Origin of the sequence: Roseomonas sp. KE0001 (assembly GCF_016107285.1) — a bacterium.
Classification (GTDB): Bacteria; Pseudomonadota; Alphaproteobacteria; order Acetobacterales; family Acetobacteraceae; genus Pseudoroseomonas.
The window spans coordinates 361,057-377,001 of sequence record NZ_RCVQ01000003.1 but is presented as its reverse complement, the minus strand read 5'-3'; the positions used below and the strand labels follow the sequence as shown (position 1 = coordinate 377,001).

At 73.2% G+C, this 15,945-nt stretch carries 19 protein-coding genes and 1 tRNA gene; 7 read left to right on the top strand and 13 right to left on the bottom strand.

Going from position 1 to position 15,945, the window contains the following annotated elements; all coding sequences use genetic code 11:
- Positions 1-77: 77 nt before the first annotated feature.
- The 8 genes from D9598_RS08300 to D9598_RS08265 all read right to left on the bottom strand — a co-directional run bounded on the left by D9598_RS08300 (position 78) and on the right by D9598_RS08265 (position 5,932).
- The gene (locus D9598_RS08300; protein ID WP_198365982.1) at positions 78-470 is read right to left on the bottom strand and encodes a metallopeptidase family protein; all 393 of its coding nucleotides are present in this window, start codon (positions 468-470) and stop codon (positions 78-80) included.
- 45 nt (positions 471-515) lie between these two features.
- Positions 516-1,022 carry a large conductance mechanosensitive channel protein MscL gene (gene mscL, locus D9598_RS08295; RefSeq protein ID WP_198365981.1) on the bottom strand — a complete coding sequence of 169 codons (507 nt, stop codon included), beginning with the start codon at positions 1,020-1,022 and terminating at the stop codon, positions 516-518.
- A gap of 181 nt (positions 1,023-1,203) precedes the next feature.
- Entirely contained in the window at positions 1,204-1,674 is a 471-nt protein-coding gene (locus D9598_RS08290) for a hypothetical protein (RefSeq protein ID WP_198365980.1), read from the bottom strand.
- A 113-nt stretch (positions 1,675-1,787) separates the two neighbouring features.
- Entirely contained in the window at positions 1,788-2,222 is a 435-nt protein-coding gene (locus D9598_RS08285; RefSeq protein ID WP_198365979.1) for a CBS domain-containing protein, read from the bottom strand.
- Between the two features lie 140 nt (positions 2,223-2,362).
- Positions 2,363-3,061 (bottom strand): serine protease, encoded by a 699-nt coding sequence (locus D9598_RS08280; RefSeq protein ID WP_198365978.1) that lies wholly within the window; start codon positions 3,059-3,061, stop codon positions 2,363-2,365.
- Between the two features lie 163 nt (positions 3,062-3,224).
- Positions 3,225-4,124 carry a phosphatidylcholine/phosphatidylserine synthase gene (locus tag D9598_RS08275; RefSeq protein WP_198365977.1) on the bottom strand — a complete coding sequence of 300 codons (900 nt, stop codon included), beginning with the start codon at positions 4,122-4,124 and terminating at the stop codon, positions 3,225-3,227.
- On the bottom strand, positions 4,124-4,852 hold the full coding sequence (locus tag D9598_RS08270) for a phosphatidylserine decarboxylase (RefSeq protein ID WP_198365976.1): 729 nt from the start codon (positions 4,850-4,852) through the stop codon (positions 4,124-4,126). The genes D9598_RS08275 and D9598_RS08270 overlap by 1 nt, the downstream gene beginning before the upstream one ends.
- Before the next feature lie 105 nt (positions 4,853-4,957).
- Positions 4,958-5,932: a LysM peptidoglycan-binding domain-containing protein gene (locus D9598_RS08265; protein ID WP_198365975.1), complete on the bottom strand. Its 975-nt coding sequence runs from the start codon at positions 5,930-5,932 to the stop codon at positions 4,958-4,960.
- Between the two features lie 110 nt (positions 5,933-6,042).
- On the opposite strand from D9598_RS08265, the gene D9598_RS08260 reads away from it, so the two are divergent.
- Positions 6,043-6,735 (top strand): cytochrome b/b6 domain-containing protein, encoded by a 693-nt coding sequence (locus D9598_RS08260; RefSeq protein WP_370591966.1) that lies wholly within the window; start codon positions 6,043-6,045, stop codon positions 6,733-6,735.
- A gap of 39 nt (positions 6,736-6,774) precedes the next feature.
- Here the strand turns inward: D9598_RS08260 and D9598_RS08255 are convergent, their stop codons facing one another.
- Positions 6,775-7,284, bottom strand: coding sequence for a cytochrome c (locus D9598_RS08255; RefSeq protein ID WP_198365974.1), 510 nt, complete (start codon positions 7,282-7,284; stop codon positions 6,775-6,777).
- Positions 7,285-7,475: 191 nt separating this feature from the next.
- On the opposite strand from D9598_RS08255, the gene D9598_RS08250 reads away from it, so the two are divergent.
- Together D9598_RS08250 and D9598_RS08245 are read left to right on the top strand one after the other, a co-directional pair.
- A tRNA-Pro gene (locus tag D9598_RS08250) sits at positions 7,476-7,552 on the top strand.
- A 183-nt stretch (positions 7,553-7,735) separates the two neighbouring features.
- A complete protein-coding gene (locus D9598_RS08245) occupies positions 7,736-8,485 on the top strand; it encodes a TorF family putative porin (protein WP_198365973.1) in 750 nt (249 codons plus the stop codon).
- A gap of 22 nt (positions 8,486-8,507) precedes the next feature.
- On the opposite strand, the gene D9598_RS08240 is transcribed toward D9598_RS08245, so the two are convergent.
- Positions 8,508-8,699, bottom strand: a complete 192-nt coding sequence (locus D9598_RS08240) for a DUF2842 domain-containing protein (RefSeq protein WP_198365972.1) — start codon at positions 8,697-8,699, stop codon at positions 8,508-8,510.
- A 133-nt stretch (positions 8,700-8,832) separates the two neighbouring features.
- On the opposite strand from D9598_RS08240, the gene D9598_RS08235 reads away from it, so the two are divergent.
- Positions 8,833-9,381: an adenine phosphoribosyltransferase gene (locus D9598_RS08235; RefSeq protein ID WP_198365971.1), complete on the top strand. Its 549-nt coding sequence runs from the start codon at positions 8,833-8,835 to the stop codon at positions 9,379-9,381.
- 3 nt (positions 9,382-9,384) lie between these two features.
- Positions 9,385-10,419 carry a hypothetical protein gene (locus D9598_RS08230; RefSeq protein ID WP_198365970.1) on the top strand — a complete coding sequence of 345 codons (1,035 nt, stop codon included), beginning with the start codon at positions 9,385-9,387 and terminating at the stop codon, positions 10,417-10,419.
- Here D9598_RS08230 and D9598_RS08225 read toward each other — a convergent pair.
- From D9598_RS08225 to D9598_RS08215, 3 genes are all read right to left on the bottom strand, one after another.
- Positions 10,400-10,852 carry a flagellar biosynthesis repressor FlbT gene (locus D9598_RS08225; RefSeq protein ID WP_198365969.1) on the bottom strand — a complete coding sequence of 151 codons (453 nt, stop codon included), beginning with the start codon at positions 10,850-10,852 and terminating at the stop codon, positions 10,400-10,402. The two genes, D9598_RS08230 and D9598_RS08225, sit on opposite strands and share 20 nt — an antisense overlap.
- Before the next feature lie 205 nt (positions 10,853-11,057).
- The gene (locus tag D9598_RS21460) at positions 11,058-12,248 is read right to left on the bottom strand and encodes a tetratricopeptide repeat protein (protein ID WP_304621601.1); all 1,191 of its coding nucleotides are present in this window, start codon (positions 12,246-12,248) and stop codon (positions 11,058-11,060) included.
- Between the two features lie 26 nt (positions 12,249-12,274).
- A complete protein-coding gene (locus tag D9598_RS08215) occupies positions 12,275-13,945 on the bottom strand; it encodes a formate--tetrahydrofolate ligase (protein ID WP_198365968.1) in 1,671 nt (556 codons plus the stop codon).
- A 214-nt stretch (positions 13,946-14,159) separates the two neighbouring features.
- Between D9598_RS08215 and D9598_RS08210 the strand changes: the two genes are divergently transcribed.
- Both D9598_RS08210 and D9598_RS08205 read left to right on the top strand, forming a co-directional pair.
- Complete coding sequence (locus tag D9598_RS08210) at positions 14,160-15,140, top strand: tripartite tricarboxylate transporter substrate binding protein (RefSeq protein WP_198365967.1); 981 nt, start codon at positions 14,160-14,162, stop codon at positions 15,138-15,140.
- Between the two features lie 128 nt (positions 15,141-15,268).
- Positions 15,269-15,925, top strand: coding sequence for an OmpW family protein (locus D9598_RS08205; RefSeq protein ID WP_370591965.1), 657 nt, complete (start codon positions 15,269-15,271; stop codon positions 15,923-15,925).
- Positions 15,926-15,945: the final 20 nt, after the last annotated feature.

Below are 15,945 nucleotides of genomic sequence, written 5' to 3'. Positions count from 1 at the left end.
GTTCTCGAGAGCCGCCTCACCCGATCAGGTAAGTCCACCTGATCGGGATCTGCTCCAAGCCCGCGGCGGGCCGCGGTTCAGCCTTCGCCCTCGAGGCGGGCGATGTCCTCGTCCGAGAAGCCGAAATGGTGGCCGATCTCGTGGATGAGCACGTTGCGGACCAGGCGGAACAGATCCTCCCCGGTCTCGATCCACTCCACCAGAATGGGCTCGCGGTAGAGCAGGATGGTGTCCGGCTCCGAGGCGACGCCGAGATGCGTCTTCTCGGTCAGCGGAATGCCGCGGTAGAGGCCGGTGAGTTCCCAGGGATGCTCGAGATCGAGCGCCTCCAGCGTGGCCTCGTCGGGCACGTCCTCGACCAGGATGGCGGTGCCGCGGACGGCGTCGCGCAGGGCCTGGGGGATGGCGGAGAAGGCCGTTTCGGCCATCTCCTGCAGATCCTCGAGGGAGGGGGGATGGTTGAAGCGCATGACCAGGCTTCTATCACCACCCCTGTCCGGGCGCGACCGCGCCGCTCAGCGGACCGGCGGTGTCGGCGCCGGCAGCGGCGAGGCCGGCAGCGGCGTGGACGGGCCCTGATCGCGGATGGCGTCGCGGATCTCCATCAGCAGCTTCTCTTCCGTCGTCGGGCCCGGCGGCTCGGTCGGCTTGGCTTCCTCACGGATGCGCAGCTTGGTCAGCACGCGCAGCAGCCAGAAGATCGCCATGGCGACGATCAGGAACTTGATGATGGCGTTGATGAAGAGGCCGATGGCGATGACCGCGGCACCGCTCTGCCGCGTCGCCTCCAGCGAGGGCCCACGTTCGCCGCTCAGCACCACGAAGAGGTTGGAGAAGTCCACGCCGCCGATCAGCAGACCGATGAGGGGGTTGATGATGTCGGCGACCAGCGAATTGACGATGGTCGTGAAGGCCGCGCCGATGACAATACCGACCGCGAGGTCGATGACATTGCCGCGCATGATGAAGGCCTTGAATTCCTTCAGCCATTGCGGTTCGCGGACGGGAATGGGTGGCTTCATGGCGGATCCTCGGTCAGGCCTTGCGGCACAAGGCGATGCGGCGGGGCGGCCGGCGCCATCCTGCGGCGACGGCCCGCCACACATCATCACACTCTGAAACCAGGCGGAACCGTGACCGAGGGAACATCCCGGAGAGCGGCGCGCCATCTCCCGCGTGGCGCGCCGCCGGGAAGGCCGGCCCTTACGGGGTAGCGTGCGGCGCCGGATTGACCGGCGTGGCGCCCGGGGTCCCCGTGGACGTGGTGGAGGCCGGGGCGGTGCCGGGGTTGCGCGGCGTGCCGCCTTCCTCGACGACCATGCCGCCGCCCATGAAGGCCGCGTTGACATCGCCGCCGCGCGTGCCGCGCTGGCCGCTGGAGCTGCGGGCGCGGCTGCGATTCTGCTCATCCAGCGGGGTGCGGACCTCGGGATCGCGCCAGAGCGGCTTGCCCAGGTTCACCTCGCTCGGCGAGGTGGTCGCGCCGGTCACGGCGCCCGCGCCACCGCCGACCACGGCGCCCACCGCGGCGCCCACCGGCCCGCCCAGCGCGCCCACGCCGGCCCCGGTGGCCGCGCCGGCGGCGGCACCGCCCTGCACCCGGTCACGCTCGTTGGTGCCGCAGGCAGCCAGGGTCAGGGCCAGACCCGCGGCGCCGATCATCAGGATCCTCATGGCAGTTCTCCCTGTGGTCATCCTGAGCGCCAAACACGGACCGGCGCGAAAGGTTGCGCTGGCGCTTGGCCGCCGGATTCGCCACTGGACTCGCCATTGGGAGCGCAGCCGGCTCAGGCCGAGGTGACGTAGTCCCGCAGGGCGCTGGCCTCGTTCTCCGCATCGGCGATCCGCGCCTTGACCAGGTCGCCGATGGAGACGATGCCGATCAGCCGCTGCTCCGCCTCCATCACCGGCAGGTGGCGCACGCGCTCCTCCGTCATCTTGGCCAGAGCCTCGGTGATGCGGGTCTCGGGCAGCACGGTGTGGCGCACCGCGGTCATCAGGCGGGTGGCGGGCAGCCGGGCGGCGGCGGCCTCGTCCCGCGCCAGGGCCCGCACGATGTCACGTTCGCTGACGATGCCGAGAATGCGGCCGGTGTCGTCGCGCACCAGGGCGGCGCCGATACCGTGCCGCGCCAGCACGCGGGCGATGGCGATGGCGTCATCCTCGGGGGCGACAGAGACGACCTCTGTGCCCTTGTCGCGCAGGATCCGGGAGATGGTCATGGCACGCTTCCCTCATTCCGGAGGGGCGCCCGGCCGGGGCGGCCGCCCCTCCTTCGGTTGTCACGCGGAACGATGCCGGCGGGCGGGAAGCGAAGTCCAGGTAAAACTCGGTGATCCCCCGCGCGCTCCGGTTGCGGACCCTACCCTGTCAGGGAGAGCAGATGCAGGGCCTCGGCCTCGGCGCGATGGATGGCCAGGGCGAAGATCCGGCGGTCCCGCCGCGTCAGCCCGTCGAGGTCGGCGCCGGTCAGCAGGGCGAGCGCCCCGGCCGCGCCCGGGTCCGGCAGGGCCGATGTGAGGCCGAGCAGCCGCCCTTCCGCATCCACGACCGGACCGCCGGAATAGCCCATCAGGGCCGGCATGCGGGCGGTGAAGCCACGGCCGAAGCCGGGCATCTCGGCATCCGGCGCCTCGACATGACCCCGCGCGATGCCGGCGCCGAGTTGCGGCACACCGGCCGCCCAGACCGTCTCGCCCTCGCGCGGGCGGTCGGCGGCCCGCAGGACCGGCGCCAGGAAGCCACGCGGGACGCGCAGCACGGCGAGATCCATGCGGCGGCTGCGGGCGAGAACCACGCCCTCGGCCTCGCTGCGCCCATCGCCGCGCGTCAGGCGGAGCCGCCCGCTCCCGCCCAGGAGATGCGCGCAGGTCAGCACATGCTCGGCATCGAAGGCCACGGCGACCCCACGGCCCTCCAGGGCGGCGATCCCGGTCGCGGCGATGTCCTGCGCGGGCGTTCCCAGCGCCTGCTCCGCCAGCGGCGACGCGCAGCCGGACAACAGGGCCGGAACGCCCAGCGCCCCGACCAGCAGACGCCGCCTTGTCCAGCCTCGCCGCATCGCCGCTCCATCAAACCAAAAGGTTTAATTTCCCCTGAACATCTCTAGTATCTGTTAAGGATGTTCGTGGAAACCCCTGGGATCCTTAGCATTCCGGCGCGGGAGTCTCAAGAATGATCCATGCGGGCCTGCGAGCCTCACCGCCGGCCGGCGGCAAGGCCCGTCAGGGTCGGTGCTGCCCCGGCATGGCCTCCGCCACGCCTTCCTCGGGCGAGGGGCCGATGGGCTCCATCAGGGCCTCCGTCTCGCGCTTCAGTTGCAGGTAGGAGCGCATCGAGAAGGGCAGCATGGCGCAGTAGATCAGCCCCGCCGCCCCCAGGGCCGCCCAGGGCTCGCTGACCAGCAGCGCGGCATAGGCGCCGATCGAGAGCAGCAGCGGCAGGACGTATTCCCGCCGCACCTTGAAGTTCTTGAAGGACCAGGTCGGCCATGTGCTGACCAGCATCAGCGCCGTGCCGATCAGCATCAGCCCGACGAACAGCGGATGCCGCACCGCGTTGGCCATGCTGTCCCATCCCCAGCCGGCGAAAGCGAGGGAGGTGAAGACCGGGAACATGGCGAGCAGCGCGCCGGCCGGCGCCGGCACGCCGGTGAAGAAGCTCTGCGCATAGGCCGGCTTGGGCGCCGGCCCCGGCAGCGGCACGGGCGCCTCCAGCGCGGCGTTGAAGCGCGCCAGCCGCAGCGCCATGCAGACGGCGAACATGACGCAGGGCACGAAGCCGATGCCGCGATAGTCGTGCATGGTCCAGAGATACAGCACCATGCAGGGCGCGACGCCGAAGGAGAGGAAATCGGCCAGGCTGTCGAATTCGGCGCCGAAGCGGCTGGTCGCCTTGAGCAGCCGCGCCAGGCGGCCGTCCAGCCCGTCGATGGCGCCGGCCAGGATGATCAGCGCGGCCGCCTGTTCCCAGCGCTCGTCGAGCGCGAAGCGCATGGCCAGCAGCCCGGCGCACAGGCCGAGCAGGGTCAGGATGTTGGGGATCAGCCGGTTGAAGGACTGACCCTGAAGGCGCGGGCGCTGCCGCCGGGCGAAACGGAAGCGGCGGCGGCGCGACGCATCCATCAGAGGAGGCCACCCGCGGCGGCGGGGTCGGCCAGGCCCTCGGCGCGGCGCGGCGGCGCGGGGTCCAGCTCCGCGATCACCGTCTCGCCGCCGACCATCAGCTGGTGCTCCAGGACCAGCGGGCGGACGCCCTCGGGGAGGTAGAGGTCGGTGCGGCTGCCGAAGCGGATGATGCCGAAGCGCTCGCCGGCGCGCAGGCTGTCCCCCTCGCGCACGTCGCAGAGGATGCGGCGGGCGATCAGGCCGGCGATCTGCACCACGCCGATCTCCTGCCCGTTGCTCAGGCGGATGGCGAGCGCGTTGCGCTCATTGTCCTCGCTGGCCTTGTCCAGGCTCGCATTGACGAACTTGCCGGCGCGGTAGGCGATCTTGGTCACCACGCCATCCGCCGGGCTGCGGTTCACATGCACGTCGAGCACGGAGAGGAAGATGGCGACGCGCCAGCGCGGCGCCGGGCCGAGGCCCAGCTCGGCGGGCGGCACGGCCTGGGCCACGCTGACCACCCGACCATCGGCCGGTGCCACGAAGACCGGCCGGTCCGGCACCACGCGTTCGGGATCGCGGAAGAAGTACAGGCAGAAGCCGGTGAAGGCGGCGCCGAGCCAGAACAGCCAGGAGCCCAGCAACAGGCCCCCGACCACGGCCACCGCCGCGCCGCCGATGATGAAGGGACGGCCGGCCGGATGCGGCGGGGCCAGAACCAGACGAAGGCTTTCGATAAGCGCCATGATGCCCCGGTTATGGTCTGTCGCGGGGAGCCAAACAACTCCCGGCGGGACAACCCGCCGTCTGATCCTCGGTTGCGCGCCCCCTGGTTCGGCGCCCGGCCCGGCTCAGCGCGCCGGCAGGGCGAAGACCTGCCCCGGGTAGATCCGGGCCGGGTCGCGGATCTGCGACCGGTTGGCCGCGTAGATCACCGTGTATCGCGTGCCGCGCCCATAGCTGCGGCGGGCGATGCGCCAGAGGCTGTTGCCCGGCTGCACGACCACCTGCCCCGCCGCCGGCGGGCCGGCATGGCGGTCGCGCTGGAAGGGCAGCTCCAGCCGCGCCGCCACCTTGCCGCCGGCGCCGATCTGGTCCAGCCGCAGGGTGTGGCGGCCCGGCTCGGGGGTCGGCGCCGGCTGCATCTCCCAGCGCCCCTCCCGGTCCGCCCGCACCTCGCCGGCATGGGCCTGATCGATATAGAGGCGGAGCAGGCTGCCGGGCGGGGCGCCGCCGGCGAAGCGCATCGCCCCCTCCTCGTCATATTCGATGACCTCCAGGCCGAGCCGGCCCGGCGTGCCGGCCAGGCTTCGCGCCGGGGTGAGCCCGGGGGCCTCGGGCGGCGGCAGCAGGACGGCCAGCGGCGCCTCGCCCCCGCGCTCCGGCACCACCACCACCACCGTCTCCCCGCCCAGCCGGCTGCTGCCATCGGTGCCGCGTGCCTGCACCGACAGCGCATGGGTCCCGGGCGCCAGCGGCACCTCGGGCAGGATCACCCAGGCGCCGCGCGAATCGGCGCGAGCCCGGCCCAGCTCGCGATCATTGCCGGTGAGGCTGACCTCGTCCCCCGGCGCGGCCTGGCCGGCGATGACGGCATCGCCACCGGCGCCGATGCGGGCGATGTCGAAGCGCGGCGCTCCCGCCACGGGCCGGTCGGCCGCGGGCGCGGTGGTGGCGGCCGGGGCCGCCGCCGGCGGGGCGGCCACGACAACCGGCCGCTCCGGGGCCCGCGGCGCCATCCAGAGCCACCCGGCGAGCCCGGCCAGGGCCAGCAGCGCCGTCCCGCCCAGCAGGGCCGGAAGGCCGTTTCGCTTCGCTGTCATCATGATATCGCAATCTGGCCCGGATCGCCCCTCCGCCACAAGGACCAGAAGGCTCTTGCCGGGTGGCGGCAACGGCATGTCCTATCGCGGCGGGACCGGAGAAGGAGGGGCCAGTGCCGGAGGCCATGAAGCACGGGGAGGCCGGGGCCAAGGTCAGGGTGAAGGTCTGGGACGTCTGGGTCCGGGCCCTGCACTGGAGCATGGTGGCGCTGATCGGCCTGTCCTGGTGGAGCGCCGAGACCGGGCGCATGGATCTGCACCTGACCAGCGGCTACATCATCCTGGCGCTGCTGCTGTTCCGGCTGGCCTGGGGCCTGGTCGGCTCCGACACGGCGCGCTTCGGCCGCTTCCTGCGCTCGCCGCTGGCCGCGCTCGGGCATCTGCGGCACCTCTTCCGCCGCGAGCCGGACACCGAGCTCGGCCACAACGCCGCCGGCGGCTGGATGGTGCTGCTGCTGCTGGCGGTGCTGCTGCTCCAGGCGGTCAGCGGCCTCTTCGCCGACGACTTCATCTTCACCCGCGGCCCGCTGGCGGCGCGGGCGCCCGGCTGGCTCAGCGACTGGATGACCTTCATCCACATCCGCAACTTCAACCTGATCCTGGCCCTGGCCGGGCTGCACATCCTCGCCGTGCTGCTCTACGCCCTGGCCAAGCGGCAGGACCTGGTGCGGCCGATGGTGACGGGCGTGAAGCGCCTGCCGGCGAGCTGGGCGGGCGAGCCGCCGCGCCTCGGCTCGCCGGTGCTGGCCGTCCTGCTGCTGGGCCTGGCGGCCGCGCTGGTCTGGGCCCTGTCCACCCTGGGCTGAACCGCCGGCCCCCCGGGGGGCCGGGCCGGCGGCTCCGGCTCAGCGGGCGCGGTAGCCGCGGTGGCAGGCGCCGCAGGTGCCCCCGGTCTCGCGGAAGGCGGCGGCCACCGCCGTGGTGTCGCCGCTGCCCGCCGCCTCGCCGAGCTTGCGGGTGGCCAGCACCATATTGGCGGCGGCCTTCTCGAAACCGGCGCGGTCGGACCAGACCTCCGGCCGGGCCCTGGTCTCGCCCTGATCGCTGCCGGGCGGGAAGAGCGCCGGGAAGCCCTCGAAGAAGCGGGTCATCTCCTGCGCGCGCTCCGCCACCGGCGCCACCGCGCCGCCGCCATCGACGATCCCTTTGATCGCCTCCATATGGCCCGCCATGCGCTTCAGCCCCGCCTTGCGCTCGGCGATGGCATCGCCCGCACCGGCATTGCCCGCACCGGCATTACCCTGGGCCTGGGCCGCGCCGATCCAGGGGCCGGTCAGGGTGGGCAGGAAGGCGGAGGCGATCAGCGGGCCGGCCGCGGCGAGCGCACCGGCCAGGAGCAGGGGCTTCAGTCTCATCGGGTTCAACTCCGGCAGGAGAAGTGGCAGGGGAAGCATTGAGCCTCGCGCGCCACAAAAATTGGAAGCCGAAAAGCGGCCGTCGGTTTTTCCGCACCGTTTTCTGCGCCGGACCCTCCACCCACCCTTGCCGAGCCCCCGGCGGGGCGGTATACGCCGCGCCCTGACCCGATGACGCCCGGCCGGAACGACGGAGCGTAGCTCAGCCTGGTAGAGCACTGTGTTCGGGACGCAGGGGCCGGAGGTTCGAATCCTCTCGCTCCGACCAAAATGATCCGGCCGGGCGGAAGCCCCGCCTGCCCTTCCCTCCAGGGAAACGGCAGGCGGGGCTTCTCGGTTCTCCATCCCTCGATGGTTCCCCCCTCCGGCTTCGTTTCGGATTGGCAGGAATCTTGCTCGGCGTTCCCTGCGGTCGGTGGCAGGGAAGCCACCGGCCGAGGGAAACACATCCATGAAATCACCCCTGGCCTGCGCCTCTGCCTTGTCCTTGAGCATTCTGTCGTTCAGCCTTCCGGCCGCGGCGCAGACCACCATCGACAGTGTCGGCCTGACCGTGACCGCCACGCCGGCCGTGAGTTCCGATTACCTGTTCCGCGGCATCTCGCAGACGCGCAACCGCCCCGCCATCTCGCTGACGCTCGACGTCCAGCATGAGAGCGGCCTCTATGTCGGCGGCTTCCTCAGCAACGTCACCTTCCCCGGCAGCAACGCGCGGCAGGAGCTCGACCTGCTGGCCGGCTACCGCTTCGAGGTGGGCGGGCTGGCGCTCGACCTGGGCGGCGTCTTCTATACCTATCCCGGCTACGACAAGCCCGAAGGCGGATACGACTACAACTACTTCGAGGCCATGGCGAAGGCGAGCTACACGCTGGACCCGGTGAAGTTCCTGGGCACCGCCGCGTGGTCGCCCGATTTCTACTTCGAATCCGGATCGGCCGTCTATCTCGAGGCCGGCGCCGATGTCGGCCTGCCGCTCGACTTCACCCTGGCCGGCCGCTTCGGCTATCAGTGGATCGACCGCAACCCCCGCTACGGCGCGCCGGACTACGCCAACTGGTCGGTCGCGGTCTCGCGCGAGATCTATGCCGGCTTCGTGCTGACGGTCGGCTACTACGACACCAACCTGTCCAAGACCGACTGCTTCGCCGGCGCGAAATACTGCGACGCGCGGGCGATGGTGACACTGAGCAGGGCCTTCTGACCGCCCGGCGGGTGGCCGCGGATCAGTCTTTCCGCGCCGCCCAGAACATCAACCGCCGGATCGGGAAGACCCAGACGAAGCCGGCCAGCACGTAGAAGACCAGTTGCAGCGTCCAGTGCAGCCGCTGCACCCGGTCGCCCAGCCAGAGCACCAGGCCGAGGTAGAGCAGCAGGCCCGCGAGGCCGAGAAGGGTGGCGAGAAGGATGCGTGGCATCGCCCGTTCCTGGCAGCATGGCACGGCTTCGCCAAGCCTCCATCCGACGTGGCGTTTGCAGCGGCGGCCCGGCGCGCCTAGTGTCCGCCCCCCATCCCGGCCTTTTCCGGCCCGACCCGACCGAGAGACCCCGATGCCCGGCCAGCCCCCCGCCGCCACCGACGCCTTCGACCTGAAGGCGCATATCCGCGGCATCCCGGACTTCCCGAAGCCCGGAATCCTGTTCTACGACATCTCCACCCTGCTGCGGGACGGCCCGGCCTGGCGCGCCGCCATGTCGCAGCTGGCCGAGGTCGTCCGGCCCTACCGCCCGACCCTGTTGGCCGGCATCGAGAGCCGCGGCTTCCTGACCGCGGCGCCGCTGGCACTGGAGCTCGGCCTCGGCTTCATCATGCTGCGCAAGCCGCGCAAGCTGCCGGGCGAGACCATCGGCTACGACTACGCGCTGGAATACGGCACCGACCGGATCGAGATGCAGGCCGACGCCGTGAAGCCGGGCGACCGCGTCGTGGTGCTGGACGATCTCCTGGCCACCGGCGGCACCATGGCGGCCGGCGTCGAGCTGCTGCGCCGGGCCGGGGCCGAGGTGCCGCTGGCCGCCGTGCTGATCGAGCTGGCCGGGCTGCGCGGCCGCGACCGGCTGGATGTCCCCGTCGCGGCCCTGGCCGCCTATGAAGACTGACCCGTGAGGGCGGCCGGCGGCCTCCCCCGCTGCGGCCGGCGCGCCCTGCTGGCCGCCGCCGGGCTGGGTGGCCTCGGCTGCGGCTCCGCCATCCTGGGCCGCCCCGCCGCCGGCCAGGCGCTGCCGCCCGCCCTGCTGCCCGACAGCACCACCCTGCTGCTGCCGGGCCCCGAGAACGGCGCCGCCGCGCAATGGGCCCGGAATGTCGCCGCCGGCCTGGCCCGCGCCCTGCCCCAGGCCATGGCGCTGCGCACCAGCATCCTGGGCGGTCCGGACGGCGTCACCGCCGCCAACCGCTTCGCCACGCTGGAGGGCGGCGACGGCCGCACCCTGCTGGTGCTGCCCGGCCTCGCCGCCCATGCCCGGCTGGTGGGCGAGAGCCGCGCCCAGTTCCAGCCGGCCAACTGGCTGCCGCTCTGCGCCTCCTGGCAGGGGGCCGTGCTGGCCGGGCGCGGCCTGCCCGCGCCCGCCTCGGCCCGACCGCTCCGCCTCGCCCTGCCGGGCCCCGAGGCGCCGGAGACCGCGGCGCTGATGGCGCTGGACCTGACCGGCCACGCCGCCGCCCCGCTCTTCGGCCTGTCCGGCGCCGCGGCCGAGGCGGCGATCACCCGCGGCGAGGCGGATGCGATGGTGATCGCCGCGCCGCATCCGCGCCGCCGCGCCCTGGAGCTGGGCCTGACGCCCTGGGCGGAGCTGGAGACGCCCGAGCGCCGCGACAGCCCCGACCTGCCCTCCCTGCTGCCCCCGGCCTTGCCCGCCACGCCGCAGCAGCTCGCCGTGCAGGCCGGCTTCGCCGCGCTGCGCCTGCGCGCGGCGCTCGTGCTGCCGGGCCTGACCTCGGCGGATATCGTCGCGACCTGGCGCCGCGCGGCGCTGCGCTGGCAGGAGGAGGAAGGCCGGCAAAGCCTGGAATGGGCCGGGCCGGCGCTGGTGGGCGCCGAGCTCCGCGCCGCCATCGGCACGCTGCTGCCGCCGCCGGAAGCCGTCCTCGCCTATCGCGAATGGCTGCTGCGCCGGCTCAGCTGGCAGCCCGGCTGACGCCCGCCACCGCGCCGATGCCCGGCGGCGCCGAAGCCTCCGGCGCCGGCTCCGCCAGCGCATCCTCATGCTGGATCACGCGCCGGACCAGCCTGAGAGCCTGATAGCACTGGTCCCGCTCCGCGGCCTCGAGCGCGGCGCGCAGCAGCCCGGCGGGGCCGGCCGGAAAGCTGGCCCCGGCCTCGCTGATGAGCAGCCGCGCCAGGGAGAGGCCGGCGGCGCGCTCCTCCTCGCGGCCGACATAGGCGGTCTGCAGCGCGTAGTAGATCTGCCGCGCGGGCGTCACCGCCTCCTCCACCGGCATCACCTGTTTGCCGAAGAGGAAGCGGGCCTGGCCGCAGAGCTCCACCCGCGCGCGGTTGCGGAAGCGGAGCGGGGCGCCATTGACGAGCAGCAGGTCGCCCTGGCGCAGTTCCAGCACGAGCGTGGACATGAGCGGAGCCCTCAGGAGCGGGGTGGGCGCCCGGGGGCGCCGAGCGGGGGGCGCGCGCCGGGGATGGGACCCTGGGCGGCGAGGGGGCCGGTCCGGCCCCGGCGGGCGAATTCACGTTGCGCGGGCACATCCGCCTCCATTCCGTCTCCAGCGGCAGGCTGGTCGTGACGAAACGGCAATCTGTCGCCCGCGGGTTACCGAAGGCTCAAGACGCGGGGCCTCGCAGCAGCAGCAGCAGGCCCGGCACGGGCTGGTCCCGCTCCCGCCGCAGCGCCAGCCCGCGCTCCGCCACCGGCAGCAGCCCGGCGGCGGCGCAGCAGGCGCGCAGCGGGTCCGGGGCATGGCGGTAGCGCAGCCCCGGGCCCAGGGCGAAGGGCTCCGGCCCCTCCCCCAGCTCGACACTGAAGGCGAGCAGCCCGCCCGGCCGCAGCGCCTGCCGCATGGCCCGCAGCGCCGGCGCCAGGTCGCCCAGGTAGTTCAGCACGTCCGCGGCGGCGATGAGGTCGTGGCGGCCGGCCTGCCCGGGCAGGAAGTCGAGCAGGTCGGCCTCGTGCAGGGCGTCGTAGCAGCCCTGCCGGGCGGCCTCGGCCAGCATGCAGGGCGAGAGGTCGAGCCCTTCCAGCCGGGCGGCGAAGGGCGCCAGGGCCAGGCCGGACAGGCCGGTGCCGCAGCCGAGATCCAGCACCCGCAGCCGCCGCGCCGCCTCCACGCCCGAGTCGCGCAGCAGCTCCGCCAGCGCCTCCGGCGTGCGGTAGCCGAGGCGTTGCGTCAGCTCGGCGGCGAAGCGCGGCGCGTACTGGTCGAACAGGTCGCGCACATAGGCGGCCGGGGCGCGCGCCGGCGCCGCCGCCCCGCCCAGCGCCGCCAGCAGGAAGCCCGCCTGCCGCGCCAGGGCCTCGGACAGTCCAGGCAGGGCCATCGCCGCCCGGGCGGCCTCCAGCGCCGCCGCCGGGTCGCCCGCCTCGCGCAGCCCGTGCGCCAGGGCGAGATGCGCCTCGCCCTGCCGCGGCGCCAGGGCCACCGCGCGCCGCAGCGGCGCCAGGGCCTCGCCGGGCCGGCCCAGGGCGCAGAGCGCCTGGCCGAGATTGCGCAGGCTCACCGCATCGTCCGGCCGCCGCGCCAGAGCGGCGCGCAGGGCGTCCACCGCCTCCTCCAGCCGCCCCGCCTCGGCCAGGGCGCCGCCCAGCGCGGCGAGGAAGACCGGCGCCTCCGGCCGCAGCGCCAACGCCCGGCGGATCAGCCGCAGCGCGCCGGGCAGGTCGCCGCGCTGGCGGTGCAGCACGCCGAGCAGGTTCATCGCATTGGCCTCGCGCGGGTCGCGCGCCAGCACCTGGCGGTACAGCGCCTCGGCCCGCGCCAGGTCGCCACCCGCGTGGCGCGCCGAGGCCTCGCGCAGCAGCGCGACGGTGTCGGGCGGGGGCGTCAGAACAGCCCCTCGATGCGGCCCTGCGCATCCAGGCCGATGCCCTCGGCGGCCGGGCGGCGCGGCAGGCCGGGCATGGTCATGATCTCGCCGGCGATGGCGACGACGAAGCCCGCCCCGGCCGAGAGCCGCACCTCCCGCAGCGGCAGCACATGCCCCTCCGGCGCGCCGAGCTGCGTCGGATCGGCCGAGAAGGAGTACTGCGTCTTGGCGATGCAGACCGGCACATGGCCGAAGCCCTGCTCCTCGAAGCGCCGCAGTTTTGCCGCGACCGGCGGCGGGATGGCGACGCGCTCGGCGTGGTAGATCTCGCGCGCCACCGTCTCGATCTTGCCGGCGAGCGACATATGGTCGTTGTAGAGCGGCTCGAACCGCGCGCTTCCGGCGGCGATCAGCCCCTGCACGGCGCGCGCCAGCGCCTCGGCCCCGGCGGCGCCGTCCGACCAGTGGGTGCAGAGGATCGCCTCGGTGCCGAGCCGCGCCATGGCCGCCTTCACCGCCGCGATCTCGGCCTCCGTGTCGGAGGTGAAGCGGTTCAGCGCCACCACCACCGGCAGGCCGAACTTCTGCATGTTCTGCACATGCCGCGCCAGGTTGGCGATGCCGCGATGGACGGCGGCCACGTCCTCCGCCCCCAGCGCCGCCTTGGCGACGCCGCCATGCATCTTCAGCGCCCGCACGGTGGCCACGACGACGCAGGCGGCCGGCGCCAGGCCGGCGGCGCGGCACTTGATGTCGAGGAACTTCTCGGCGCCCAGATCGGCGCCGAAGCCGGCCTCGGTCACCACCACATCGGCGAGCCTGAGCGCCAGCCGCGTCGCGATGACGCTGTTGCAGCCATGCGCGATATTGGCGAAGGGCCCGCCATGCACCAGCGCCGGGCTGCCGGCGAGCGTCTGCACCAGGTTGGGCGCCAGGGCGTCGCGCAGCAGGGCGGCCATCGCGCCGTCGGCCTTCAGGTCGCGGGCGGTGACGTTCCGCCCCTCCCGCGTCTGGCCGACGATGATGCGGCCGAGCCGGTCCTGCAGGTCCGCCAGATCGCGCGAGAGGCAGAACACCGCCATCACCTCCGAGGCCACGGTGATGTCGAAGCCGTCCTCGCGCGGGAAGCCGTTCGGCACGCCGCCGAGGCCGGCGGTGATGGCGCGCAGCGCGCGGTCGTTCATGTCGATGGCGCGGCGCCAGGCGATGCGGCGCGCATCGAGGCCGAGCTCGTTGCCCCAGTAGAGGTGGTTGTCCACCATCGCGGCCAGCAGGTTGTTGGCGGCGGTGATGGCGTGGAAGTCGCCGGTGAAGTGGAGGTTGATCTCCTCCATCGGCAGGACCTGGGCATGGCCGCCGCCAGTGGCGCCCCCCTTCACCCCGAAGCAGGGGCCGAGGGAGGGCTCGCGCAGCGCGATCATCGCCTTCGTGCCGAGGCTGTTCAGCGCATCGCCCAGGCCCACCGTCGTCGTCGTCTTGCCCTCGCCCGCCGGGGTCGGGCTGATGCCGGTGACGAGCACCAGGGCGCCCTCCGGCCGGCCATCCTGCGCGGCGACGAAATCCAGGCCGATCTTCGCCTTGTGCCGCCCATAGGGCTCCAGCGCCGTCTCGGGAATCCCGGCTCGCGCGGCGATCTCCTGGATCGGGAGCAGGGTGGCCGCGCGCGCGATGTCGAGATCGGTGGTCATCAGGGCTCCTGCCGGGCTGAGGGGACGCCTCCCGCTTATCCGCAGGTCGCAGCCGCCGGGCAAGACGCCTTTGCCAGGGCCAGGGCATGCCAGGGCCGGGGCATGCCAGGGCCGGGGCATGCCAGGGCCGGGCTGGCGGGTGCCCCCCCTGGCGCGCCCGGGCGCGATCGTGTCATCGTACCTCCATAAGCAAGAACCGCCGAGGAACGACCCGATGCTCCGCCGCGACCTCACCGGCCTCCTGGCCGCGACGCCCCTGCTGTCCCTGCCCGCCCTGTCCGCCGCCCGGGCGCAGGCCGCCTGGCCGAACCGCCCGCTGACCATCCTGGTGCCCTTCGTCGCCGGCGGGCCGAGCGACATCGTGGCCCGCGCCATCGCCAACCGCATGAGCCAGACCATCGGCCAGCCGGTGGTGGTGGAGAACCGGGCCGGGGCGAATGGCGAGATCGCCGGCCGGCTGCTGGCCCGCGCCGAGCCGGACGGCCACACCCTGCTCTGCGGCTCGATCGGTGTCTTCGCCATCAACGCCGCGCTGCGGCCGGATCTGGGCTATGACCCGGTGAAGGAGTTCGCGCCGGTGACGCTGGCCGTCACCACGCCCAACGTGCTGGTGGTCAATCCGGAGAAGGTGCCGGCGAAGACCGTCGCCGAGCTGGTCGCCTGGCTGAAGACGCAGCGCGCCTCCTACTCGACGAGCGGCGTCGGCTCCTCCGACCAGATGACCACCGAGCTGTTCAAGCAGCGCATGGGCGTCGATGTCGCGCATGTGCCCTATCGCGGCGGCGCGGCGGCGGCGACCGACCTGATCGCGGGCAATGTGCAGATGTCCTTCCAGAACCTCGGCACGGTGGCCGGCCATATCCAGGGCGGCCGGCTGCGCGCCCTGATGGTGACGGATGCGCGGCGCCACCCGATCCTGCCGGATGTGCCGAGCTCGGCCGAGGCCGGGCTGCAGGACTTCGTCGTCACCTCCTGGCAGGCGGTGATGGCGCCGGCCGGCCTGCCCGCGCCCGTGCAGGAGAGGCTGCACGCCGCCATGGCCGAGGCCCTGAACCACCCGGAGGTGAAGCCGCGCCTGGAGCAGATCGGCTTCACCGTCGTCGGCAGCACGCCGGCCGAGTTCCGCCGCTTCCAGGAGGCCGAGATCGCGCGCTGGCGCGAGGTCATCCAGACCGCCGGCATCAAGCCCGAATAGCACCCCGGATGCGTCTCCCGCGCCGGAATCGCGCCGCCCTGATTCAGATCAAGGCGGCGCCCGGCGGCCGGGCCTAAGCCTCCCGTCGCGCGGCGCTCTCGCCGCCCGATGGGATGAAGGTTACGGACGTGACGAAGAGGATGGGGGCGGCCCTGGCCGCGGTGGTCATGGGCTCGGCGCTGCTGGCGGGGCCCGCGCTGGCGCAGGACGCGGTGCGCGGCAAGCGGGCCGGCGACATGGTGCTGGGCTTCGGCGTGATCGGCGTGCTGCCGGAGAAGGGCGGCCGTGTGGATGCCATCGGCGGCAAGCCACAGGCGTCCGACACCGCGACCCCGCAGCTCGACTTCACCTACTTCGCCACGCCCCACCTCTCCCTCAACCTGATCGCGGCGACGACGCGGCATGACGTCGAGGTGCGCGGCTCGGCGATCGGCGATGTCGATCTCGGCCGCGTCTGGGCCCTGCCGCCGACGCTCACCCTGCAGTTCCACCCGCTGCCGCAATCCCGCCTGAGCCCCTATGTCGGCGCCGGCATCAACTACACCGTCTTCTACGGCGAGGGCGGCGGCCGCACGCCGCCGGTGAGCAAGGTGGATGTGAAGAACGCCTGGGGCTGGGCGCTGAATGCCGGCGTGGATTACGAGATCACGCCGAACTGGGGCGTGAACCTCGACGTCAAGAAGCTGTTCCTCCGCCCGGACGTGGCGGTGAACAGCGGCGCCATCAGCGCCCGCGCCGATCTCGATCCCTGGATCGTCGGCGCCTCGGTCCGCTACCGCTTCTGACGGCGGGACCCGGAGGCAGG